The 23052-nt window shown below is 41.2% G+C and carries 24 protein-coding genes; 11 read left to right on the top strand and 13 right to left on the bottom strand.

All coding sequences use genetic code 11. The features are described 5' to 3' along the window. Positions 1–252 precede the first annotated feature (252 nt). A complete protein-coding gene (locus CXF95_RS29900; RefSeq protein WP_198556486.1) occupies positions 253–417 on the top strand; it encodes a hypothetical protein in 165 nt (54 codons plus the stop codon). Positions 418–617: 200 nt separating this feature from the next. Beyond that, entirely contained in the window at positions 618–2543 is a 1926-nt protein-coding gene (locus CXF95_RS03445) for a M1 family metallopeptidase (RefSeq protein WP_101197394.1), read from the top strand. A 91-nt stretch (positions 2544–2634) separates the two neighbouring features. Here the strand turns inward: CXF95_RS03445 and CXF95_RS03440 are convergent, their stop codons facing one another. Further along, entirely contained in the window at positions 2635–2829 is a 195-nt protein-coding gene (locus tag CXF95_RS03440) for a bacterioferritin-associated ferredoxin (protein WP_101197393.1), read from the bottom strand. Positions 2830–3107: 278 nt separating this feature from the next. On the opposite strand from CXF95_RS03440, the gene CXF95_RS03435 reads away from it, so the two are divergent. Then, positions 3108–3713, top strand: a complete 606-nt coding sequence (locus CXF95_RS03435; protein ID WP_101197392.1) for a peroxiredoxin C — start codon at positions 3108–3110, stop codon at positions 3711–3713. A 60-nt stretch (positions 3714–3773) separates the two neighbouring features. On the opposite strand, the gene rnt is transcribed toward CXF95_RS03435, so the two are convergent. Next, a complete protein-coding gene (gene rnt / locus CXF95_RS03430) occupies positions 3774–4400 on the bottom strand; it encodes a ribonuclease T (RefSeq protein ID WP_101197391.1) in 627 nt (208 codons plus the stop codon). 159 nt (positions 4401–4559) lie between these two features. Between rnt and CXF95_RS03425 the strand changes: the two genes are divergently transcribed. Further along, positions 4560–5438 (top strand): OmpA family protein, encoded by an 879-nt coding sequence (locus tag CXF95_RS03425; RefSeq protein WP_101197390.1) that lies wholly within the window; start codon positions 4560–4562, stop codon positions 5436–5438. A 157-nt stretch (positions 5439–5595) separates the two neighbouring features. Beyond that, positions 5596–5811 carry a TIGR02450 family Trp-rich protein gene (locus CXF95_RS03420; RefSeq protein ID WP_101197389.1) on the top strand — a complete coding sequence of 72 codons (216 nt, stop codon included), beginning with the start codon at positions 5596–5598 and terminating at the stop codon, positions 5809–5811. Positions 5812–5865: 54 nt separating this feature from the next. On the opposite strand, the gene CXF95_RS03415 is transcribed toward CXF95_RS03420, so the two are convergent. Further along, positions 5866–6498, bottom strand: coding sequence for a TetR/AcrR family transcriptional regulator (locus CXF95_RS03415; RefSeq protein ID WP_101197388.1), 633 nt, complete (start codon positions 6496–6498; stop codon positions 5866–5868). A gap of 153 nt (positions 6499–6651) precedes the next feature. Between CXF95_RS03415 and CXF95_RS03410 the strand changes: the two genes are divergently transcribed. The 3 genes from CXF95_RS03410 (at position 6652) to CXF95_RS03400 (ending at position 12537) form a co-directional block, all read left to right on the top strand. Beyond that, the gene (locus CXF95_RS03410) at positions 6652–7503 is read left to right on the top strand and encodes a crotonase/enoyl-CoA hydratase family protein (protein ID WP_101197387.1); all 852 of its coding nucleotides are present in this window, start codon (positions 6652–6654) and stop codon (positions 7501–7503) included. Positions 7504–7544: 41 nt separating this feature from the next. Then, complete coding sequence (locus CXF95_RS03405) at positions 7545–9593, top strand: NADPH-dependent 2,4-dienoyl-CoA reductase (protein ID WP_101197386.1); 2049 nt, start codon at positions 7545–7547, stop codon at positions 9591–9593. Between the two features lie 214 nt (positions 9594–9807). Beyond that, complete coding sequence (locus CXF95_RS03400; RefSeq protein WP_101197385.1) at positions 9808–12537, top strand: pitrilysin family protein; 2730 nt, start codon at positions 9808–9810, stop codon at positions 12535–12537. 69 nt (positions 12538–12606) lie between these two features. Here the strand turns inward: CXF95_RS03400 and CXF95_RS03395 are convergent, their stop codons facing one another. The 4 genes from CXF95_RS03395 to sodB all read right to left on the bottom strand — a co-directional run bounded on the left by CXF95_RS03395 (position 12607) and on the right by sodB (position 15686). Next, entirely contained in the window at positions 12607–13710 is a 1104-nt protein-coding gene (locus CXF95_RS03395) for an NADH:flavin oxidoreductase (RefSeq protein WP_101197384.1), read from the bottom strand. 42 nt (positions 13711–13752) lie between these two features. Further along, a complete protein-coding gene (locus tag CXF95_RS03390; RefSeq protein ID WP_101197383.1) occupies positions 13753–14052 on the bottom strand; it encodes a VF530 family DNA-binding protein in 300 nt (99 codons plus the stop codon). 10 nt (positions 14053–14062) lie between these two features. Beyond that, positions 14063–14992, bottom strand: a complete 930-nt coding sequence (locus CXF95_RS03385; protein WP_101197382.1) for an S-adenosyl-l-methionine hydroxide adenosyltransferase family protein — start codon at positions 14990–14992, stop codon at positions 14063–14065. A 112-nt stretch (positions 14993–15104) separates the two neighbouring features. After that, complete coding sequence (gene sodB / locus CXF95_RS03380) at positions 15105–15686, bottom strand: superoxide dismutase [Fe] (RefSeq protein ID WP_101197381.1); 582 nt, start codon at positions 15684–15686, stop codon at positions 15105–15107. A 291-nt stretch (positions 15687–15977) separates the two neighbouring features. Here sodB and CXF95_RS03375 point away from each other — a divergent pair, with 291 nt between their 5' ends. Next, the gene (locus CXF95_RS03375; protein ID WP_101197380.1) at positions 15978–16319 is read left to right on the top strand and encodes a Grx4 family monothiol glutaredoxin; all 342 of its coding nucleotides are present in this window, start codon (positions 15978–15980) and stop codon (positions 16317–16319) included. A gap of 65 nt (positions 16320–16384) precedes the next feature. Here the strand turns inward: CXF95_RS03375 and CXF95_RS03370 are convergent, their stop codons facing one another. Beyond that, positions 16385–17143 (bottom strand): hypothetical protein, encoded by a 759-nt coding sequence (locus CXF95_RS03370; RefSeq protein ID WP_101197379.1) that lies wholly within the window; start codon positions 17141–17143, stop codon positions 16385–16387. A gap of 1078 nt (positions 17144–18221) precedes the next feature. On the opposite strand from CXF95_RS03370, the gene CXF95_RS31335 reads away from it, so the two are divergent. Together CXF95_RS31335 and CXF95_RS29895 are read left to right on the top strand one after the other, a co-directional pair. Further along, entirely contained in the window at positions 18222–18614 is a 393-nt protein-coding gene (locus tag CXF95_RS31335) for a group II intron maturase-specific domain-containing protein (RefSeq protein WP_198556494.1), read from the top strand. Continuing rightward, positions 18542–19081: a hypothetical protein gene (locus CXF95_RS29895; protein ID WP_198556485.1), complete on the top strand. Its 540-nt coding sequence runs from the start codon at positions 18542–18544 to the stop codon at positions 19079–19081. The genes CXF95_RS31335 and CXF95_RS29895 overlap by 73 nt, the downstream gene beginning before the upstream one ends. Here CXF95_RS29895 and CXF95_RS03350 read toward each other — a convergent pair. The 5 genes from CXF95_RS03350 to CXF95_RS31090 form a co-directional block, all read right to left on the bottom strand. Continuing rightward, positions 19017–19598 (bottom strand): PEP-CTERM sorting domain-containing protein, encoded by a 582-nt coding sequence (locus tag CXF95_RS03350; RefSeq protein WP_157828054.1) that lies wholly within the window; start codon positions 19596–19598, stop codon positions 19017–19019. The two genes, CXF95_RS29895 and CXF95_RS03350, sit on opposite strands and share 65 nt — an antisense overlap. A gap of 1201 nt (positions 19599–20799) precedes the next feature. Beyond that, complete coding sequence (locus tag CXF95_RS03345; RefSeq protein ID WP_101197376.1) at positions 20800–21813, bottom strand: HipA domain-containing protein; 1014 nt, start codon at positions 21811–21813, stop codon at positions 20800–20802. Then, a complete protein-coding gene (locus CXF95_RS03340) occupies positions 21813–22166 on the bottom strand; it encodes a HipA N-terminal domain-containing protein (RefSeq protein ID WP_101197375.1) in 354 nt (117 codons plus the stop codon). Before CXF95_RS03340 ends, CXF95_RS03345 begins: the two co-directional genes overlap by 1 nt. Then, the gene (locus tag CXF95_RS03335) at positions 22159–22488 is read right to left on the bottom strand and encodes a hypothetical protein (RefSeq protein ID WP_101197374.1); all 330 of its coding nucleotides are present in this window, start codon (positions 22486–22488) and stop codon (positions 22159–22161) included. The genes CXF95_RS03340 and CXF95_RS03335 overlap by 8 nt, the downstream gene beginning before the upstream one ends. Positions 22489–22792: 304 nt before the next feature. After that, the gene (locus tag CXF95_RS31090; RefSeq protein WP_255418881.1) at positions 22793–23047 is read right to left on the bottom strand and encodes a tyrosine-type recombinase/integrase; all 255 of its coding nucleotides are present in this window, start codon (positions 23045–23047) and stop codon (positions 22793–22795) included. Positions 23048–23052: the final 5 nt, after the last annotated feature.

Raw genomic sequence — 23052 nt, 5'->3', positions numbered from 1 at the left:
AATTGACTTATATAACTAGTATTTATTGATATCGATTTTTTTAGGTGATTGGGAAATTTACAACTTCATTCACCTTAAGTTTTTGACAATTTCAAGTTTTTTGTTAAAAAAATAATAAAACCCTTGTATATCAGTAAAATAGTGATTAATATTTAGTGAAATGTTGACAAGGAGTTCGTATTCTGCATGTTAATAAAGTGTGAAAAGATATGTGTTCGATAAAATTAAAAATTAAAATTATAAGAGACGCTCATGAATCGTTCGAATAAAGGCTTTGGTTTAACCGGTGTAATAGTCACGGTTATTTTTCTGATTGTTGCTGCTATTTTTAGTGCTTCGGCCAAGTCTTCTACTATTTCTCAGATTTCTACAGACGCTTCACCAGAGTGCCTAATCAAGATGCACCCTCACACTTAGGAAGCTCACTTCGCTTTATAAAAACGCATCTAGACCGTCGTCCAATATTTCATTGTTTGCCATTTTTGCTTCCACTTTGCATCGCAGTGTATATTTATGCTCAACGACTTGTTATTTCAAACAAACCCCAGCGATTACATATTTTTATGTGTCGGTAAATATGCCACAATTTATATAAGTACTTTCTATCAGGTAAAACCATGATTATAAAATATTTTATTGTTGCTGCATTGACTGCAACCATTCTTAGCAGTTGTTCTGGGGACATGTCATCTAATGACACTGTATCTAGTACCGCCGCTAACCCTAAAGTAGATAAATCTGTATCTTCTGCTGATGTGACAACAAATGCGATCCAAGTCGGTAAGGATTATCATTCGTTTGCCAATCCAGAGTCTATTAAAGTGACTCACTTAAACTTGGATTTGACAGTGGATTTTGCCAAAAAGGTGTTAGTGGGAACGGCTGAGTTAGATTTTCAGAAAGTAGATCCAAATGCAACGCAACTGATATTAGATACACGTGACTTAACTATCAACAGTGTTACTGCTATGGGGAAAGAGGTTCATTTTGATTTAGGCAACGGTGATTCGTTTTTAGGTGCTGCCCTAACCATTGAGGTTCCGGCTGCTGCCGATAGTGTGTTGATTAGTTATCAGACCTCACCTAAAGCATCTGGCGTACAGTGGTTAACCCCAGAGCAAACTGCAGGTAAAAAACATCCGTTTTTATTCACTCAAGCGCAAGCTATTCATGCTCGCAGTTTTATTCCGCTCCAAGACTCTCCTCAAGTCAGAATGACCTATGACGCGACTATTCGTACCACTAAGGAATTACTAGCCGTAATGAGTGCGTCTAACGATCCTGACACCGAACGAGACGGGGTGTATGCATTCTCGATGCCTCAACCTATCCCGTCATACCTGATCGCTTTAGCAGTAGGTGACTTACACTTTAAATCAATGGGCGAGCGCACCGGGGTGTACTCCGAACAAGGTATTTTAGATGCTGCTGCTGCTGAGTTTGCTGATACTGAGTCTATGCTTATTGCCACGGAAAAAGCCTTTGGCCCTTATAGTTGGGATCGCTACGACTTATTGATTTTGCCACCATCTTTTCCTTTTGGAGGTATGGAAAATCCAAGACTGTCTTTTATTACCCCCACTGTAATAGCTGGTGATAAAAGTTTAGTGTCGTTGATTGCTCATGAGTTAGCCCATTCTTGGTCTGGTAACACAGTGACTAATGCAACATGGAGAGACCTATGGTTAAACGAAGGTTTTACCACTTATTTGACTTATCGAATCATGCAGATGGTCTATGGAGATGAACGATTTGAGATGGAAGCGGTATTAGGTCGTCAAGATTTGCAGGCAGATATTGATGCGTTGCCTGCCAAAGATCAGATTATGGCCATTGATTTAAGGGGCCGAGATCCTGATGACGTTTTCAGTAATATTCCTTATGAGAAAGGCGCATTATTTTTGCGCGAATTAGAGCACAAAGTGGGAAGAGAAAATTTCGACCAATTTTTACTGGGCTACTTTGAAACCTTTGCTTTCAAAAGCATCACAACAGATCAATTCGTTAGTTATTTGGAACAAACATTACTTAAAGAGCATAGTGATCAGTTATCAAAACAAAGAATAGAGCAATGGATTTACCAACCTGGTATCCCTGAGGATGCTCCTGTTCCAGAATCTGATGCTTTTAGTATTGTTGATCAAGCAAGAGATGCTTGGTTAGCAGGAAGCATTCAGGCTGATGAAATTAGTAGTGAAAAGTGGGTAGTGCATCAATGGTTGTATTTTTTAAACAATATGCCTGAAAAATTAAGTCAAGAGCAATTAGCCGATTTAGATAAAGTATTTGCCTTAACCAATAGTAAAAATAATGAGATTGCCCATAGCTGGTTATTGATCAGCGTTAATAATTGGTATCAGCCAGCTTTTACCCGATTGCATGATTATCTAACATCTATCGGTCGTAATAAGTTAGTTAAACCTTTATATAAAGCATTATCGCAAACCCCTGAAGGTAAAGTGATGGCTAAAAAGGCCTTTGATGAAGCTAAAGCTGGTTATCATCCATTAACTGTTAAAGCCAATGAAGGCTTTGTTCAATAACATTATTAGAGATCCAAACAACAAAAAGCCAGTCAAAGTGACTGGCTTTTTGTTGTAAATAACGAGAGATTTATTAGATAGAAAAGCAGTATTAACACACCTCTTTAAACAAAGACCCATCAATAATAGTGTTGTCAATAATGGCTTGCGCCATTTGAACACATTTGCCACATTGCGTGCCGACACCTAACTGTTGCTTAAGTTGACGCATATTACCCACTCCATCTTCTAAGACAGCCTGTTTAATCGCTTTATCTGTGATGCCATGGCATAAACAAACGTACATAAAACACTCTATTAATCTTTATGCAAATAAGAATAATTGTTATTTGCATAAAGGTCAAGTGTTTGATATCAGCATTGTTCCTACTAATGCTGTGTAAAAAACAAACTCATTTGAAATTAGATACTTAGCATTGAATTATTTCTCATGCTAAGCATTGTTTTTCATCTAAATGCACTCATATGTCTGATAGTAGCTATAATAAAACTATAATATTACTTGGTCCTACAGAAATAATTAGCAGCTTGTGGTCCATTCAATCATATAAACAGGAGAATTTAATGAGTGTATTAGTTAGTCGTCCAGCCCCAGATTTTACCGCCGCAGCCGTACTAGGCAGTGGTGAGATTGTTGACAGTTTTACCCTAAGTGAAGCTATTAAAGGTAAAAAAGCGGTATTGTTTTTCTATCCTTTGGATTTCACCTTCGTTTGCCCATCTGAACTTATAGCTTTTGATAAACGTTACGAAGAATTTGTTAAGCGTGGTGTTGAAGTGATTGCTGTCTCAATCGATTCTCAATTTACTCATAACGCGTGGCGTAATACGCCTATAAACGAAGGCGGTATTGGTCCAGTTAAATACACTATGGTTGCCGATGTTAAACATGATATATGCCAAGCATATGATGTTGAGCATCCTGATGCAGGCGTGGCTTTCCGTGGTTCTTTCTTAATTGATGCAGCTGGTTTAGTTCGTCATCAAGTTGTGAATGACTTACCTCTTGGTCGTAATATTGATGATATGTTACGTATGGTTGATGCGTTAAACTTCCATGAAGAACATGGCGAAGTATGTCCAGCTGGTTGGACGCAAGGTTCAAAAGGTATGGTCGATAGTCCAGAAGGCGTAGCTAGTTACTTAGCTGAGAATGCCGATAGCTTATAATTAAAAAATAAGTCAGACATAAAAAAACCGCGAAAGCGGTTTTTTTATGTCAATTTTTCCTCAATTATGTGCTTCTAAACCACCTAAGCTTTGCCATCTGTTGAGAATGTAGCAAAATAACTCTGCCGTTTTTTCTGTATCATACAAGGCTGAGTGTGCTTCATTTTGATCAAAACTAATACCAGCCGCCATGCAGGCTTTTATCAACACAGTTTGCCCTAAAGCTAAGCCGGATAATGTGGTGGTATCAAAGGACACAAATGGATGGAAGGGACTGCGTTTAATATGGCTGCGCTCAATAGCTGCGTTCACAAAACTTTGGTCAAAAGCCGCATTGTGAGCAACGATCACCGAGCGTTGGCAATCTGCTGCTTTTTGTTCTTTACGGACTTTTTTACACAGGTCTTTCATCACTTCTGTTTCGTCCAGTGCACCTCTGAGGGCACAATAAGGATCAATGCCATTAAAATCTAAGGCCGCTTTTTCTAAATTAGCGCCTTCAAACGGATTCACATGGTAATGAAAGGTTTTGTCTGGGTAGAAGAACCCATTTTCGTCCATTCTAGTGGTGACCGCGGCAATTTCTAGTAGTGCATCGTTTTGTGAATTGAATCCAGCTGTTTCAACATCAATGACCACAGGGAAATATCCCCTAAAACGATTTTTTATTTCAAATGATTCTGACATGGAAACCTAAAGAGTTTTTGTAAGAAGTGATTATGACAAGGTTCTTTTTCAGTAGCTAGCCTAAAACGTTAAACCACCGCAATTTTAATCAAACTTAATTAACTAAACGTTTACGGTATTTTGTCGATATAATGTCCAGAAGCAGGGGGCTTCTTATCCATGATCAATAAAATTATAAAAACTATTATGTGTGTCACCTTGGTGTCGCTGTCTGCTAATTCCATGGCTTCATTACGGCAGTATACCGCCAAAGTTGAGAATTCAACTTGGCAACTTAAAGATGAAACTCGTTTACAGTGTACGTTAAGCCATACACTTCCTGGCTATGGCGAGGCTATGTTTAGCAGTGTTGCGTCCAAGCAGCTAAATATGGAATTTGAACTGGATATGTTACGTCTGCCTAAATCTTATGGCGTCGCGGCTGTGTATTCAGTGCCACCAAAATGGATGCCGGGCCAAGTACAACGTACTATTGCCGACATGACCATTCGTAAACAATACAATGGTGACTTACCTGAACAAGCCGCTTGGACTATGTTGACTGAGTTGGAAAAAGGCTTTTGGCCAACTATTTATTATCAGGATTGGTATAACCAATATGACAAAGTGGCTGTGGGATTAAACGCCAGTAATTTTGCACTACCTTATGAACAATTTGCTGAATGTGTGGCAAATTTATTACCTTATAGTTTTCAAGACATTGCGTATTCCGTGCTCACATATCAATTCAATAATACTAATTTGACTAAATACTCACAGAAACGTTTAGCCATGATTGGCGAATATTTAAAAGAAGATACGGATTTAGAATTAGTTTTGTTAGATGGATATACTGACAGTTATGGCGGACGAGCGATTAACAAACAAATTTCTATACGCAGAGCTGTGGAAATAAAAGCGTTTTTCAGTTCTATGGGCGTTTCACCAGAGCGAATAGAAGTAACTGGCCATGGTGAAAGGCGTCATTCATCACCGAATACCACTGAAAGTACTCGCGCTAAAAACCGTCGAGTGGTCATTAGAATGTCCAAGCCCTAATAATATGTTTGTTAGGTTGATCTCCATGATAATTTGCAAGTCTTGGGGATTTTCAAGGTCAAGTCATCATTTTTAGCAAGTGATACCTTTCGTTTAGTCATTCTGACAATATCTAAGGTATTAGCAACGTCAGAGTCTTAAGCCATTAGGAATCATATTGAACAAAATCTCCCCCAAAAAACTACTACACAGTAAATGGACTGCAGTGGTGCCTTTGAATAAAGAAAAGCACTTCCTCATTATTGAGGTCGAATATGATGAACAGGGAGCTGTTATGTCATGTTTGACAGAAGCGATTATGTCTAAACGTTCAATACAGATTAAGTGGAGAGACTTAAAAGACATAGAACAATGGGTTCAAGGCTGGAAATGAATGCAGAGACGTTTAGTCTAATTCAGCAATTAACACCTAAGCTCACAAACTTTGTTAAACACTTATTTGTAGTGTAAACAAATTAATCGCGCAATCACACATTTCATCAATATGACTGCGGTCAGCGTAAATGCCGTCAATTAATAAGCGGGCTATACCGTGCATAGTGCCCCATGTGACTTGGGACAAACGTAACGTATCTTCACCGCTGGGCATTAATCCTTGTTGTTGCCATTTTTTAGTCATTCCTACCTGATAATGAAAACTCGGGTAAGCCACATCACGTAATGCATTAGTGGCGCTATTTTGCTTCCAAATGGTGCGACCAAACATCAAGTCGTACAATTCTGGATTATCGGCTGCGTAACTAATATAACCATGAAAAAACTGTCGATATTGTTCTTTGGGACGTAATCCTGTTTGGTTAAAAATTAATTCAGCGTCTTGTTGCCAATGGACAAAACCTTGTTCAGCTATAGCGCAAAGTAATTGATTTTTATCCTTAAAGTGATGATAGGGTGCGGTGCGGGACACCCCAACCTTGTCGGCTAACTTGCGTAAAGATAAACTTTCAATACCCGTTTCTTTTAGCAATACATTGGCAGCATTTAGAAGCGTGCTGCGCAAATCTCCATGATGATAACTGGGCTTATTTTGTTTAGGCTTTTTTTCTATTTGTTGACTCATAACCGACTATTAATAAATTTGATGTTTGTTATCTTGACAGCGTCAACATATGCTTTTATCTTGACGCTGTCTAGTTTAATTTTTTGTTAACAGTGTGGGCTTTATCCACTGATTTTCAGTAATTAACGCAATGCTAACCTAAGGAGAAAACCTGTGCCGAATTTCGATTTATCTGCGCTAGAAACGTTATCTGTGAGCATCGAAAATCATATTGCTCATATCCAATTATGTCGCCCAGAAGCACTTAACAGTATGGTGCCAGCGTTTTGGCGGGAGCTGCCAGCGGTGGTTAGACAAATTGATGCAGAGTCCCAAGCTCGGGTGATTGTGATTTCATCCCAGGGTAAACATTTTAGTGCTGGAATGGATTTGTCAGTTTTCACTAATATGGCAAAAGACTTTCAAGGTGAGCCAGCGCGCCGTGCCGAACGAACTCGCAGATTAGTACTTGAACTACAAGATAGTTTTAATGCACTTGAAGAAGTGCGTATGCCGGTATTAGTCGCCGTGCAGGGGGGCGTCATCGGGGGGGCTGTGGATATGATCTGTGCAGCAGATAGTCGTTATTGTACCCAAGATGCTTATTTCACTATTAAAGAAACAGAGTTAGGTATGACTGCTGATGTAGGTACGTTGCAACGCTTGCCCCATTTAATGCCACAAGGTTTAATCCGCGAATTAGCCTATACAGGCCGCAACATGCCAAGTAGCGAAGCCAAAGAATGTGGCTTTGTTAATCAAGTGTTTGAAGATCAACACGCCATGCTTAAAGGCGTTATGAAAATTGCTGCCAAGATTGCGATGCATTCACCTATGGCTGTGGCAGGTTGTAAAGAAATGATTAACTACACACGTGATCACAATGTCGCAGACAGTTTAACTTACATGGCCACCTGGCAAAGCGGCATGTTCCAAATGCCCGATGTACAAGAAGCCATGGCTGCAGGACAGACCCAACGTTTACCTGTTTATGCCGACCTACACAAAAAATCATCTGGCATGTAAGCCCGATAATTCAATAAATAAATAATAGGATCAACAATCACATGACAGACAACACCGCTTTAGAGCAAGGCTTGGAAAAATATCCCAATTTACTTAAACCCTTAGATTTAGGATTTACTCAACTAAAAAACCGCGTACTGATGGGGTCAATGCACACCGGCTTAGAAGAAGCGCCCAATGGTCATATACGCATGGCGGCTTATTTTGCCGAGCGGGCTAAAGGAGGCGTAGGCCTAATTGTTACAGGTGGAATAGGGCCAAATGATGAAGGCGCAACCCACAAAGATACCAAACGTTTAGATACTGATAAAGCCATTGCCGAACATAAAATGATTACCGATGCAGTCCATGAGCATGGCAGCAAAATCTGTATGCAAATATTACACACTGGGCGTTATGCCTATAATCCCGCTTCGGTTGCTCCATCGGCTGTGCAAGCACCCATCAACCCTTTTAAGCCTAAAGCTTTGGATGCACAAGGCATAGAAAAGCAAATACAAGACTTTATTGATACCTCAATACAAGCGCAAAAAGCGGGTTACGATGGTGTAGAAATAATGGGCTCTGAAGGGTATTTCTTAAACCAATTTATTGCAGCGCGCACTAATCATAGGGAGGATGAGTGGGGCGGTTCATATCAAAATCGTATTCGCTTGCCTCTAGAAGTGGTGCGTCGAGTACGTGAAGCTGTGGGTGAGCAGTTTATTATCATCTATCGTTTATCGATGTTGGATTTAGTCGAAGGTGGTTCGACTTATGATGAGGTGGTTGAGTTAGGCCAAGCCATTGAAAAAGCAGGCGCTACTATTATCAACACCGGTATTGGTTGGCATGAAGCACGTATCCCCACTATTATCACCAAAGTCCCACGTGCCGCCTTTACTTGGGTAACCGCAAAGTTTAAAAAAGCGTTGTCTATCCCTGTTATCACCTCAAACCGTATCAATACCCCTGAAGTGGCAGAAGAGGTGTTAGCCCGCGGTGATGCCGATATGGTCTCAATGGCGAGACCCTTTTTGGCCGATCCTGAGTTTGTAATAAAGGCGATTGAAAATCGTTCAGACGAAATTAATACCTGCATCGGTTGTAATCAGGCTTGTTTAGATCATGTATTTGAAGGCAAAACCAGTAGCTGTTTGGTTAACCCACGTGCTTGTCATGAAACCGAGTTGGTCATTGAACCCGCCACAGTGGTAAAAAATATTGCAGTCGTCGGTGCCGGACCTGCTGGTTTAGCCGCGGCTACTACAGCGGCTCAACGTGGTCATAAGGTAACCATTTTTGATTCTGCAAGTGAGCTTGGTGGGCAATTCAATATTGCTAAACAAATCCCTGGGAAAGAAGAGTTTTTTGAAACCCTTCGTTATTATGCTCGCCAGATGGAATTGCATAATGTCACCATAAAACTCAACACCCGTGTAGATGCAAACACTCTTAATAGCAGCGAATTTGATGACGTGATTATTGCTACAGGCATTGCTCCGCGGACACCTCCTATTGAAGGAATTGAGCATAGTAAAGTGCTGAGTTACATTGATGTGATTGTGCATAAAAAGCCAGTTGGCAAGAAAGTCGCCATCATAGGAGCTGGGGGAATTGGTTTTGATGTCTCCGAATATCTGTCCCATGCAGGCGAGTCTACTAGTCAAAATATTCCTGCTTTTATGAAAGAGTGGGGAATTGATATGACGTTTGGATCTCGATCCGGTATTGAAGGAATGACACCTGCCCCTACACCATCACCTAGAGAAATCTATTTATTACAGCGTAAATCAACAAAAGTGGGTAAAGGTTTAGGTAAGACCAGCGGCTGGGCCCATAGAGCAGGTTTGCTCAGTAAAGGTGTAAGCATGCTGGCTGGTGTTGAGTATCTAAAAATTGATGATGCGGGTTTGCATATTAAGGTGAATGATAATGTGCAGGTATTGGACGTCGATAACGTGATTGTTTGCGCTGGTCAAGAGCCTCTCAGGGAATTGCTCGATGGCTTGACTAAACCTCATCATTTAATTGGTGGTGCGGATGTGGCAACAGAATTAGATGCCAAGCGGGCGATTAGTCAAGGAACGCGATTAGCTGCCCTTTTATAACATGCCCATTCTAAAGTGATACCTTTAAAGCCGATTCTGTGAATCGGCTTTTTTGTGTTCTATTCATATTTTTCCTGCGTACATTTCCGGTAACATTAATTCACATTAATGAATGTTGAGATCAATTGTTTTGGTCATCAAAATCAATTATTGTTGATAGGCTTTAATCTAAGCAGCCATGTCTCATGGTTGACATAATTATAAGGAAAAACGGATGTTCAAAAGACCTATTTTTATTGGCGCAGTGATGAGTATCACTTTGGTTGCGTCATCTTTGGTTTTTGCCAAAGAGAAGTTTGAAAAAGTGACCGAAGTTGAAGGGATCAGCGAATATTATCTCGATAACGGCTTACGTGTTTTATTATTTCCAGACCAAACCAAAGAAACTGTCACTGTTAACGTCACTTATCATGTGGGATCAAAACATGAAAATTACGGTGAAACCGGCATGGCTCACCTGTTAGAACATTTAGTTTTTAAGGGCAGTCCCAAACATAAAGACATCCCTGCAGAGTTGAGTTCTCATGGTGCCCGTCCAAATGGCACCACTTGGACTGATCGCACTAACTACTTTGAAACCTTTTCAGCCAGCGACAAAAATATTAATTGGGCGCTGAGCATGGAATCAGATCGTATGGTGAATTCTTTTATTGCCAAAAAAGATCTCGACAGCGAAATGACAGTGGTTCGTAACGAATTTGAGCGTGGTGAGAATAGCCCGTTTCGTATCACTCTGCAGAAGATCGCCGCATCGGCCTACATGTGGCACAACTACGGTAAATCGACCATTGGCGCCCGTTCTGACCTAGAAAATGTGCCTATCGATCGATTGAAAGCTTTTTATACCATGTATTATCAACCAGACAACGCAACGCTTATTGTGGCGGGCAAGTTTGCAGAAGCCGATATGATTGGGTTAGTGGATACCTACTTCTCACCCATTCCAAAACCAGACAGAATAATCAGGCCCCTTTACACTGCTGAACCTGCGCAAGATGGTGAAAAAAGTGTCACCATCAGGCGAGTCGGTGACGTGCAAATGACAGGAGCTGCTTATCATATTCCTGCCGGCTCACACCAAGATTACGCGGCCATTGATGTATTGAGTCAAATATTAGGTGACACGCCAAGTGGTCGATTACATAAAACCTTGGTAGAAGGGAAATTAGCCAGTCGTGTTTATGGCTTTAATTTCCAGTGGCAGGAGCCAGGCCTAGCTATTTATTTTGCAGAGGTCGATAAAAAAGCGGATCTAAGCCTTGCCTCTGACGCCATGGTAGCGGTGCTCGAGGAATTGAGTACTCAACCTATTACCAATGAAGAAGTTGAACGTTCAAAGCGCAACTTATTGAAAAATATTGAATTGTCATTTAATTCATCTGAAAGTATCGCATTAAATTTAAGCGAATGGTTGGGGATGGGCGATTGGCGTTTATACTTTTTACATCGTGACAGAATTGAACAAGTCAGCACCGAAGATGTACAACGCGTAGCGAATACCTATTTGCAGCGCAACAATCGTACCGCTGGGCACTTTATCCCAACAGATAAACCGGCTCGTGTAGAAATACCCGCTGTGGCCAATGTGAATGACATGGTCAAAGACTACCAAGGTCGTGCAAAAATTGCGGCGGGTGAAGTGTTTGAACCCTCCTTTGATAATATCGACTCACGTACTGTTGTGACTCAATTGAGTAATGGTACTGAGCTATCGTTATTGTCTAAAAAGACTCGGGGTGAGTCTGTGGTTGCTTCTATCGTGATGAGCATGGGGTCTGAAAACAGTTTACAAAACCTTGGCACTATAGGTAATGCAACCAGTGCCATGTTAATGCGTGGAACCAGCGAATTATCTCGTCAAGAAATTCAAGATGAGTTTGACAAGTTAAAAGCGCAGGTAAGTGTTTCTGGTAGTTCACAATGGTTAGTGGCTAACATCACGACAACGAGAGAAAATTTGCAGCCTGCATTAATACTTATGCACAAAGTGCTGAGTGATCCTGAATTCGACAATACGGAATTTGAACAATATAAATCAACCTTAAAAGTGGATATTGAAAAAAACCTACAAGATCCACAACAACTGGCATTTAACGAATACGGTCGTAAGCAAAATCCTTATAAAAAAGGTCATCCTAACTATCAGCCAACTTTTGAGGAAAGTTTAGAAAGTCTTAACAACCTTAAATTAGATGATTTAAAAGCTTTCCATAAGTCATTTTTTGGTGGTAATAACATCAAGGTGGGTGTTGTTGGAGATTTTGAAACCAATAAAATTAAAGCTGATTTAGAAAATCTTTATGGCAGTTGGTTCGCAAAAAGTGCTTATAAGCGAGTGGAAGAACCTTATATAAACGTAGCGGCCAACCCAACTGATTTTGATACACCAGACAAAGAAAACGCGACTTTTGTTGCAGCCATCATGCTTCCTATCGGAGAAAACAGTGATGATGCAGCGGCATTAGAGTTGGGTAATTATATCTTTGGTGGTGGCTTCTTAAATAGTCGACTAGCCACAAGATTAAGGCAGAAAGACGGTTTAAGTTATGGGGCGGGTTCGTTTATGACTATGAATTCAGAGGATAACAAAGCCACCTTAGGGGCTTATGCGATTTGTGCACCACAAAATTTGGCTAAGGTTGAAGTGGGCTTTAAGGAAGAGCTAAGTCGTATGTTAAAAGACGGCTTTACTGACGAAGAAATTAAAAGTGCAAAATCTGGGCTGTTACAAGGAAAAAAAGTGAGCCGCGCCCAGGACCAAGAGTTAGTGCGAACATTACGCCGTAACTTGATAGTAGATAGAACGATGCAGTGGAACAAAGCTTATGAACAAAGGCTGGCAGCTCTAACTGCTGATGATGTCAAACGTGTAATGAATAAGTATCTGAAACTAGAAAACTTCTCAATTATTAAAGCAGGGGATATGACTAAAGTGGAAGGTTAATCTATTGAGGTCAATTTGAGTTAAATGCAAAGCGCCCTGTACACGGGCGCTTTTTTATGTTGACTACTACTAGGCTAGGGTCGCTAAGGCGTCGCCTGAATAGGTTTCTAGTTCGTTCATATCTCCCTTGCGGACTTTGTTTGCCCACTGAGGATCTTGCAGTAAAGCTCGGCCTACAGCGACTAAATCAAATTCGCCTTTATCAAGACGTTCGATTAAATCATCTATCGAGCGGGTACTAGAGCTTTTACCTGCAAAGGCTCCAAAGAAGTCCCCGTTTAACCCAACAGAGCCTACGGTCATTGTTGGTTTGCCTGTGAGTTTTTTAGTCCAGCCAGCAAGGTTTAAGTCACTGCCTTCAAATTCAGGCTCCCAGTAACGTCTGGTAGAACAATGAAAAACATCTACGCCAGCATCACTCAGAGGTGCCAAAAACTCTTCTAATAGTTGTGGTGTCTCTACCAAACGAGCGGTGTAATCTTGTTGCTTCCATTGAGAGTAACGCAATAGAATGGGAAAGTCAGGGCCAGTAGCTGCGCGTATGGCTTTGACGATTTCTACCGCAAAACGGCCACGATTAGCCATACTTCCGCCCCATTCATCTGTGCGTTGGTTGGTGCCGCTCCAGAAAAACTGATCGACTAAATAACCATGTGCACCGTGAATTTCGATGCCATCAAAACCGATACGTTTTGCATCGGCGGCTGCGCTGGCGAAACTTTCGATTAGGTTATGAATTTGCGCCACAGTTAAAGGCTCTGCCACTTTTTTACCCGGTGACAACAGACCTGAAGGTCCAACACTAGGTAATTCAGGGTAGGGGGCTTTTTGCGGGTTGCGCGCCATACCAACATGCCATAGTTGCGGCATGATTTTTCCCCCTGCTGCATGTACTTCCTTCACAACATTTTCCCAACCTGCTAGAGGTTGTTGGCCATATATTTTGGGGACTTTTCCATCCATGGTTGCAACCGGATCATTAATAGTTGTACCTTCGGTAATGATTAAACCGGTGCCACTCTCTGCGCGGCGGCGATAGTAACTCGCTACATCTTCAGTGGGAATGCCTTCTGGTGAAAAGCTGCGTGTCATAGGCGCCATGGCAATTCTATTTTTAAGTGACAAGCTTTTTAAGTTAAAAGGTTTAAAAAGTGAGTCTACATTTTTGCTCATTCAGATTTCCTTGAATTGATTTAGATACTTTAATAAAGATACTTAGGTATTTTTATCAGCATCATCTTTTGTTATATCTGGCCAAACAAATGCTTCCCTTGGCTTGTTAACCTTTTGACTGGCCGAAGTCTTAATAGTGGATAAATACAGCTGCTCAACCTTTTCTCTTGCCCAAGGCGTTTTTCTCAGAAACTTCAAACTAGATTTAATCGAAGGTTCACTGGTAAAACAATTTATCTTGACCTGTTGGCCCATTGTTTCAAAGCCCAACTGCTTTTCAAGTGTTTCAAGAATGAACTGTAACGTCAGGCCATGTAGTGGGTTGTTTTGTTGTTCAGTCATTAGGAGTTCTTTATTTAGGTGCAATTTCAATTCGCCATTCACCGCCAGCTTGAATATCGAATTTGGCGGCAAAGTTAGCCTGATTGAGTGCTAACGCTAAGTTTTCTAAACTATTAACGTAAAGTAGAGGTTGTCCCTCGTCTACACCTGCGAAGGAACGTTCAAAACTGATTGTTTCAGATAAGACAGACTTACCCCCTTGCGCTACGGTGACTAAAAATTCTTGTGTATAGAGGCTGCCATAGTCTTGCGCTTTTGTGAGCGACAGCAATAATGACATCGGAATATTGGTCCATACGTTGCCATAAGCGGGATCTAATATGGGAATACCACCAATTAACTTATTGTCTTCGATACGTGCTGCCTCAAACGGGATATTTAACACTTCGGGTGCTAATTTAGGCCCAACTTGTTCAAAGTTGATGGCGCTGGCTGCCAAACGGGCCCCGGTGTAAGCATAAACATCACGGCCATGAAAGGTGTGGGATGCCTCACTGCCTTTTAATCGATTGATTTTTTCGTCTATTTCTCGCACCTCAGCAATACCTAATCGTTTCGCCACTATGGTTAAAGTACCGTTGTCAGGTGTGACAAAATAATGATTAGTCTTGGTTTTTAGTACTACTGATTTTCGTTCACTGCCTACGCCAGGATCGACAACCGAAACAAATACTGTGTTAGCAGGCCAAAAGTCAGCGACTGCATCCAAACGATATGCCCCTTCCCATATGTTATAGGCAGGAATATCATGCGTTAGATCTTCTACTTTAAGGTCTTTATCCACTCCCAATGCTACGCCATGCATCGCTGATACAGCTTGATCACTCAAACCAAAATCTGATTGGAATACTACAATGCCGTTACCGCTAGCATAAGCCGAGTGTGAAAGTTGGATGAAAAAAGTCATAACAATGACGCAAATTATCTTAGTAACTGACATAAATTTCTCTTTTTATATTTTTTCTTATCATCATCATCATTGTCTGCTGAAAAATAGCAAAAAAAAAGCCCTGATTAACAGGGCTAATATTTATTTTTTGGATAGTTAGCTATTAAGCGAAATTTGCCGCAGCAAAGTCCCAATTAACTAATGCCCAGAAACCTTCAAGGTACTTAGGACGAACATTACGGTAATCAATGTAGTAGGCGTGTTCCCACAAATCAACTGTCATTAATGGAGTCAGGCTCGCATCAGTCAAAGGTGTTGCTGCGTTGCTAGTGTTGACTATATCAAGGCTACCGTCAGCTGTTTTCACTAACCAAGTCCAGCTAGAACCAAAGTTGTTAACTGCTTTATCATTTAACGCGGCTTTGAAGTCTGCGAATGAGCCCCATTTAGCGTTAATGGCATCAGCTAAAGCACCCGTAGGCTCGCCGCCGCCATTTGGGCTTAAACTGTTCCAGTAAAATGTGTGATTCCAGATTTGTGCTGCATTATTAAACACGCCACCTTCAGAATTTTTGACGATTTCTTCAAGGCTTTTAGTGGCCATTTCAGTGCCTTCAACTAAACCATTTAACTTAGTGACATAAGTTGCGTGGTGTTTACCGTAGTGGTATTCCAAGGTTTCAGCAGAGATATGTGGTTCTAGTGCGTTCTTTTCGTAAGGAAGGGCTGGTAATTCAAAAGCCATTTTATTTCTCCATAAAGTGTGATGTGTATTTTAATTTGATCGGTAAATGCTAGTACTTTATGCTGCTATGTAAAAGCACTGGTTTGTTATTTATTAAAACTAATTTGCCGAGAACAAAGATATTGCGACATGAGAATATTTTTCAAGTGTAAAAACAGTTTATTACGCTTATCTATATACGACTAAGTTATTAAAACGATCTAACAAAAGATCAGTAGAGTATTAATCATTACTTGAAAACGTTAAACTTGTCGCCAGATCATCAACAACAGAATTTAAATGAGAGTCGTTATGGATACTATTGAAAAAATTAAGCAACAAATCGAAGAAAATCCCATACTTTTATATATGAAGGGCTCACCTAAATTACCTAACTGTGGTTTTTCTGCTCAAGCCACCCAAGCATTGATGTCTTGCGGCGAGCAGTTTGCTTATGTTGATATTTTACAAAACCCTGATATCCGAGCTGAATTACCCAAATATGCAGATTGGCCTACTTTCCCACAGCTTTGGGTTGATGGCGAGTTAGTTGGAGGTTGTGACATCATTATGGAAATGACTCAACAAGGCGAATTGCAGACTTTAATTAAAGAGTCTGCGGCTAAAAGAGCGGATGAAAGTCCAGCTGAATAAACCCAACGCCAGATAAAAAAATAGAGCGCTAAGCGCTCTATTTTTTTATCTTTAATTTACCAATGCTACGAAGTTGGCCCAGTAAGCATGTTTTCTACTTGATTGGCTTTTTTTTCTGCAGCCATGACTCTTCGACGTAAGTCATCAATTTGATTGGTTAAGTCATTATTTGCTAATGCAGTGGATATTAGCTTTTCACGTAAACTTGCAAGTTGCTGTTCAAAATCGGCGTCTATATTATTGATTTGACCAAATTTATCATTTAACTGTTTTAGCAAGTTCGCTTGACCCTCCAATTGCTCTTTAACTAATCCAATGCTTGTATTGTTATTCGCCGTATTACTGTTCAGGCTTTTTGAACTTTGTTCCGTTGATGCTTTTAGCGACATGACGGTTTTATTTAATGCACCAATTTCACTCTGGTTTCGTCGCCAAGCGGATGCCCAAAGTTTGTCCATTTGGCCCCACAAATCCTCAGTCTTAGCACTTAGTTCGGATACTTTAATTTGTAAGGCTGCAGCTGATTGGTCCATATCTTCACCCGTTGCAGACAGACGGCTTTCAAGATCTGTAATACGGCTTTGTGCTTGTTGTAACACCTTGAATTGTTCAAACGACCAATAACCTGCTGCGCCAACAATAACCAAAAGTACAAACAAAATAGCCAACCAAGATGGGGAGTTCGATACAGAAGGTGACTCATCTGGCAGGTTAGCTTTTTTTGAGCTTTTATTGGTTGCTTGTGCTCTAGTGCGATGAAAAGAATCTAAGTCATCTTTCTCTAGCCTTATTTTCGGCATATCATCTAACGGGTCGGTTGCCATATCATTCTTTATTAAAGTGAATATGCAGTTGATTATACATAGCTATGAGATCAATAAGATAGAAGTTGAATGTATTTTATTTGAACCCAATGGTATCCCCACCTGTTTAGCGTTTATGTTTTTAAATTATTGATATGTAGGTGTTTTATAAGTCTTTTTAATTTTGTGCAACGTATGTGCAACATCTTAATCTTTATTTTGACAATATGCTCTGGCATATACCAGCGAGAACACCAAGTCAGGGCTGGCTATATCGCATCCTATAACCCAAGCAATGCTTGTTTTACTTAAAAAATACAGAGTTTGGCAAAGATATAAAACTCGCTAAAAGTTTCTCTTCCCGCAGCGAAAAGGCTACAAGCCAATTTCAGAATCACAGGCAGCAAATAAGCTAGCTAAAATAACAAATAAGCAGTTTAGCCTATATGATTTAAGGAAATATGGTTCTTCGTACTTAAGGGATATGGGAGTGGATTATTATATCGTTGAGCGGATTTTGAACCACAAAATGACACAACTAGACCAAACTTATATCCACACCAGCACTTCTATGATTATTAGAAGAGAGTTGGAAAAGTGGCATAATGAAATTCTTGATTGTGTAGGTTTAACCAGTAAAAATGTGCGTTGTAATTTACTGTTTTGGGGGAATATTCATAATATGAAGGTCTTCAAAGAGCGAGGAACGGTCGTAGCCCAAACTGAATATATTGTTCACTCTTTTGATATTTGTGGATGCTATCGGTCGGAATCCTAGTGGCAAGTTTTCCGACATAGCAGACATACAAACGAAGAATTATATTGCTGCATTTTGCTGCTAAAACCCTTCAACATCAACTTCCTCTATCCTTCAGCCATGTGCCATAAGCCGCCGTTGAACTTCTGGTCAATCAATTTCACTGACCCTATCGATTTTCAACGACCCCGCAGGTCTTTTAGCCTATTCGAGGAATTGATCAAGAGTATTGTGAAGCAAGCAACTTGACCCCTTTTTTGCCTTCATCCTAAAAAGACGAAAGTTGTCTATTGTAAAGATGATGACAGGCGAGGGGATTATGCAGAAGTCAGTTTTGATTTTCTGGGTTATACCTTTCGCTCTCGCCGTTCAAAGAATCGGTGGGGAAAATACTTTATTAATTTCACTCCGGCAATCAGCAACAAGGCTGCAAAAGCAATCCGGCACAAATCACGTGATTGGAACTGGCCATTACGTAGCGACAAAGAACTGGAAGATCTTGCCCAAATGTTCAATTCGATCATTCAAGGTTGGATCAACTATTATGGGCGTTACTACAAGTCAGCGTTATACCCGACCCTTAAATGCTTAGATCGTCGTCTCATTATGTGGGCGACGCGAAAGTATAAACGTTTACGCAATCATCGAAGACGAGCAGCGCAATGGTTAAATCGTATTGCACACAAGCAACCGTGGTTGTTTGCTCACTGGCGATTGTTGTATGCGAAGGCTTGATTGATAAGAGCCGGATGAGCGGAGACGTTCACGTCCGGTTCTGTGAGAGCCTGAGGGGGCAGTTCGCTCGGGCTACTCGACTCATTGTATTAGCCAAAACTCGCTGGCACTTGCGTAAGGCAGTGCAAATAGTCAATCAACACTTTAATGAATTAAAAATCGAGCAAGCGCCGGATAAAACCTTTATCGGTAAAATCAGTCGGGGCTGGGATTTTCTCGGTTACCATTTTGATGGTAAACACTTATCCGTCGCAGCAAAGACGGTAGAAAAACACGTATTGCATGACAGACAGCTTTATGAACAACTAAGAATGAAAAAAGCCACCTCGATTGAGATGGCTTTAGCCTTAGGTCAGTATGTAAAACGTTGGCAGCAATGGGCTACCGCAGGACTACTGAGTATTAAGATTGACGGCGTCTACGAGCAAACCCAATACCGACGAGCCCTAATCCACATAGCGCGATAATTGAAGGTTCTGGGACGGCCGAACTTCTAACCAATGCGATCCCGATCGTCGAAGCTGACGCACCGGCGGCGCCCCATATATGTGGGTACAATCCGGCAAGCATGAATCTATTTGGGCCGTCGAATCCGACTAATCCTGCACCCTCCGACATCGCGTACGAACGGCCACCAATGGCAGTAGCACCGAAAAGGGCAATAAAATCGATAATTTTAGTAGCGTTCGCTATTTCGTCAAACGAAACGTCGAAACCGTCCGAGTCGTAGGTGAATGTGGTGCCAAACATCGCTTCATTAAGATGCACCTGCTCGGCATAAGTAGCGCCCCTATACCCTGCGTTGTCACCCAAGGCTGCGGCCTGTGTCTGTCCCATCGTCGCCGTCCAATCTAACCAATCTAGGCCGTCAACAGTGGTGTAGGTATCGTTATCAACTATAATTGCTGCATTAACCTGAAACCCAGTAAATAAAAAAATAAGGGGTAGTAACTTCTTTAACATAAATATATTCCTAAAAATCAATAGTGAGATCCCTTAAGTATGTGTGCCTGAGACGATTGTTCGTCCTAAAACATTATTATAGGAAAAGGGTAAAGTTAAAAAAACGTTATTTATCATAACTTAAAAATAAATAATCTTTCATGTTCTTCATATCTAGCTGGCAAAATCAGCCAGGTAGATCCTCTAGCACATATCATGCCTAAATATATAACATTCATTTATTTCAACTGCTTATGAATCACAATAAAATTAACATATAAAATATGTAAAAAAACCGGACACTTCTTAATTTATCTAAAAGTGGATGAAATAGAAATGTCATCTGTGCGGGCCATCCACGGGCTCTGCCATCGCTTCATTTGCCGTGGTTTGCTAATAATGCAGCGAAAGTGTGGTGTTTGATGGTATGTAAATAATGATGTTGTGAGTAAATATCGGGGTCTAAATATCGGGGTCAGGTCTAAATATCGGGGTCAGTAAATATCGGGGTCAGAACAATAAATATCGGGGTCAGAACAAGATTAAATAGCCATAAATAATTTAGTTATCTAAAAACCAATTTCGCCTCTCACAATGGCTTAATCATATGTCTGATTTACGCTCAATATAGTCTGATAGATCGAATTCTCTAACGTCAGCTATAGGTCGTTAGCTGTCTATTTGGGCTGCGAACTAGACTTACAATTTATCGCGAAAATCAGTTTAACTGTAGTGACTCCGAATGACGGGTATTGCACTTACCCGCCCAATAGCTGACTAGCAGAAATAAGCGAATTGCAGAAGTTAGTTGTTACATCGCTAAACTTCCGTCCATTGGGATTGAGACAACGGACGGCTTCGAAAAGGCGTCGTTGATAAATCCTGCTCTGTTCTCTCCAAACCTGTTAGTCAGATTAAAACCTTTAGTGAACAGCGATTAAGCATGCCTCAACACGGTCAATTACTCATGTCGTCTTTTATCCAACTGATTTCATTGGTAATTTAGTGGCGCTTTTCCCATTACCCATTGCTCAACCTCACACGTTTTTGGATATTCGCATCGAATAGCATTCTTAGAGCACTAGTTGCCCGCATTTCAATGAAGCAAAAGCAGCCCTAAACGAGTCAATACAAAGGCAGCCAATCTGATAAGTCCTATCATGTAAGAAACATGAGCTGGTCATTACGTAGGTTTTATCGATGTATCTTGTGATGAGGTTAGCATGTTTGGATACCCCTACTGTTAAGGCTTTAGTAGGTAAGGGCGTGACAATCTGTCAAGTCTGTCCGCAATGTGTAATGTGATAATGGACTTCATATCATCTGGGCATTGAGATGCATCGATAATGTATTTATATGTACGCTCAACCGTTGTACAAAGCTTCTTTATCAATGATTGGGTTGCGTGACGAGAAAGCCCGATCCGCTGTCCAAATACAAGAAAGTCGTGACCGGTATAGTAACCGTACTGATTATATGCCTCAGAAAAATCAGCATCCACCTCGCTATGAAGTAGGCACAGAGTCAAGTCCCCATCATAATACTTTGGGTAGGGTGCAACTGATAGCACGTCATAAAGCGGCGTAAAATTCGTCATAAGGTGCGAATGCGAATTTGGTTGTCTAAATAAGGAAAGGTTTTTCAGGTGTAAGTCATTGTTGCCGACAATATAAGCGAACAGCACCTGTAAAAAGCCGTTTAAGGTAACCCCGCGATTTTGGCCGCTAACGGTGAATAAGGTATTGAGCGTGTGTTCATACGATAATGCATCACTGCCTTTATTAACGGGAGCAACCAAACATAAACTGGCGGCGTCTTCGATGAAAAGGCGCTGGCCGCTTTTGTGAATATCGAAGCGTTTGGTCACATAGGCCAACTCACCATTTTCAAAAGGGACCAGGGCATTGAGAGCAACATCAAAGCCAACTGCCTTGGCAAGCTGCATAATGCAATGTTCGTTTTCAGGCAGGTGAGGGAACTCATCAGGTGCGGGTTTTACGATGTATTGCCCGTCTTTTTTCACAGGGACCAGTACGCCGTATACCAGCGACATAAAAAGCTTTTTTTGAGCGCCGGACACCGAGTTGCCTTCGGTGTACTCTGGCGCTAAATCATTGAAGGTTTGTGCGTCACCTACTACGTGCAAGCCATTCTTAGGAAATTGGCCAATACCGAACATGGTTTTAAGAAAATAACTGCTATAAGGCGACTCATTACCTTTAGGGTTTAACGATATCGTACCCAGTCGGCGAGTCATTACGCGGAGTCCTTAGTGGCAGGCTTAACGGATATTGCACCAATCAGATCGCCGCCATTGGCGAGTAGTAAACCAAAATCATCGCGCTTATCTAAACGGGATCTGTTGGCCTGAAACACCCTTACCCAGCCTTCAGAGACTAGGTTGGTGAAAAACGGATGCAGTACATCATGCTTGTAAGGTGTGCTGCTTAGCGCAAAGTGATAGCCAATGGGACATCTGCCTTGACTGATGTACTCCGCATTATATTCGAAAGAATACGAGTCAGTGCCATTCGCATCTTTGTATTGCGTTAGCATGCCCGCCAGTTCGCCATTGGCAAATACGTGACCTTGTCGGAGGATCTCATTCATCAGCAGGCTTGCGTGAAATGTTGAGCGTCATACCCATGGCGTCCAATAGAGCAAGTACAGTCGACACTTTGGAGTTAATCGGATCCTTCATCATAGTGGATATAGTATTGGAGGTTACCCCACTGAGTAAGGCGAGCGTCTCATTATTGGATTTATTAGTCTGTTTGTACTCTTTGGCGATGTTACCAAGTTGACGAATATCACCCAATGTTTCACGCGGCCCCATAGCGGCAAAAAGTTTACGCTGGAGATCTGAAATAGCCGCATAGGCATTTTTTTCATAACTCGCTATCAACATTTCAATAGTGTCATCTGTAGACATATTACACTCTATATTTGGGTAAACATTCATTAAAAACAATAATAACAAAGTATAGCGTGATAATCAATACGAAATAACAAGTGGACTTGTTAAAAGATATATGGAAGCTCATAAAACAACATGTAGTTGGCTAAAGAACGCCTCAATGCGTCCTAAGACTGGCTGTATTGGATCATCAAGCCGATAGGTCGATTCATCATATGGCGGTTTGGTCTTCCAGCACCTCAATACGATCGTTAGCCCACGGGTAAGCTAACGATCTCAAGGCCGATGGGTGTGGCTTCCCTTTTTCCCATTGTATTGCCTAATTCGAACCGGGCACATCACCACCGATCCCTTGATCCCGCCCCATAAAAGTATTGTGCACCAATTGAGTCTTTAACATCGCGCGCTTTTTCTTCACATCCGTGTCATCGTAAATATAGGTGCGCGTGGTATCCATACTGCTATGGCCAAGCAGCTCACAGATCACTTTTAACTCATTGCCTGCTTTGTCATGCTCGGTGCCATAGTTGCGCCGCAGATTGTGGGGTTTAAGGGTGTCGACATCGACGGACATCCCGC

It is taken from the genome of Paraglaciecola sp. MB-3u-78, from assembly GCF_002835935.1.
Taxonomy (GTDB): domain Bacteria; phylum Pseudomonadota; class Gammaproteobacteria; order Enterobacterales; family Alteromonadaceae; genus Paraglaciecola.
The sequence above is the reverse complement of the archived record's forward strand: the minus strand, read 5'-3'. Positions and strand labels throughout refer to the sequence as shown.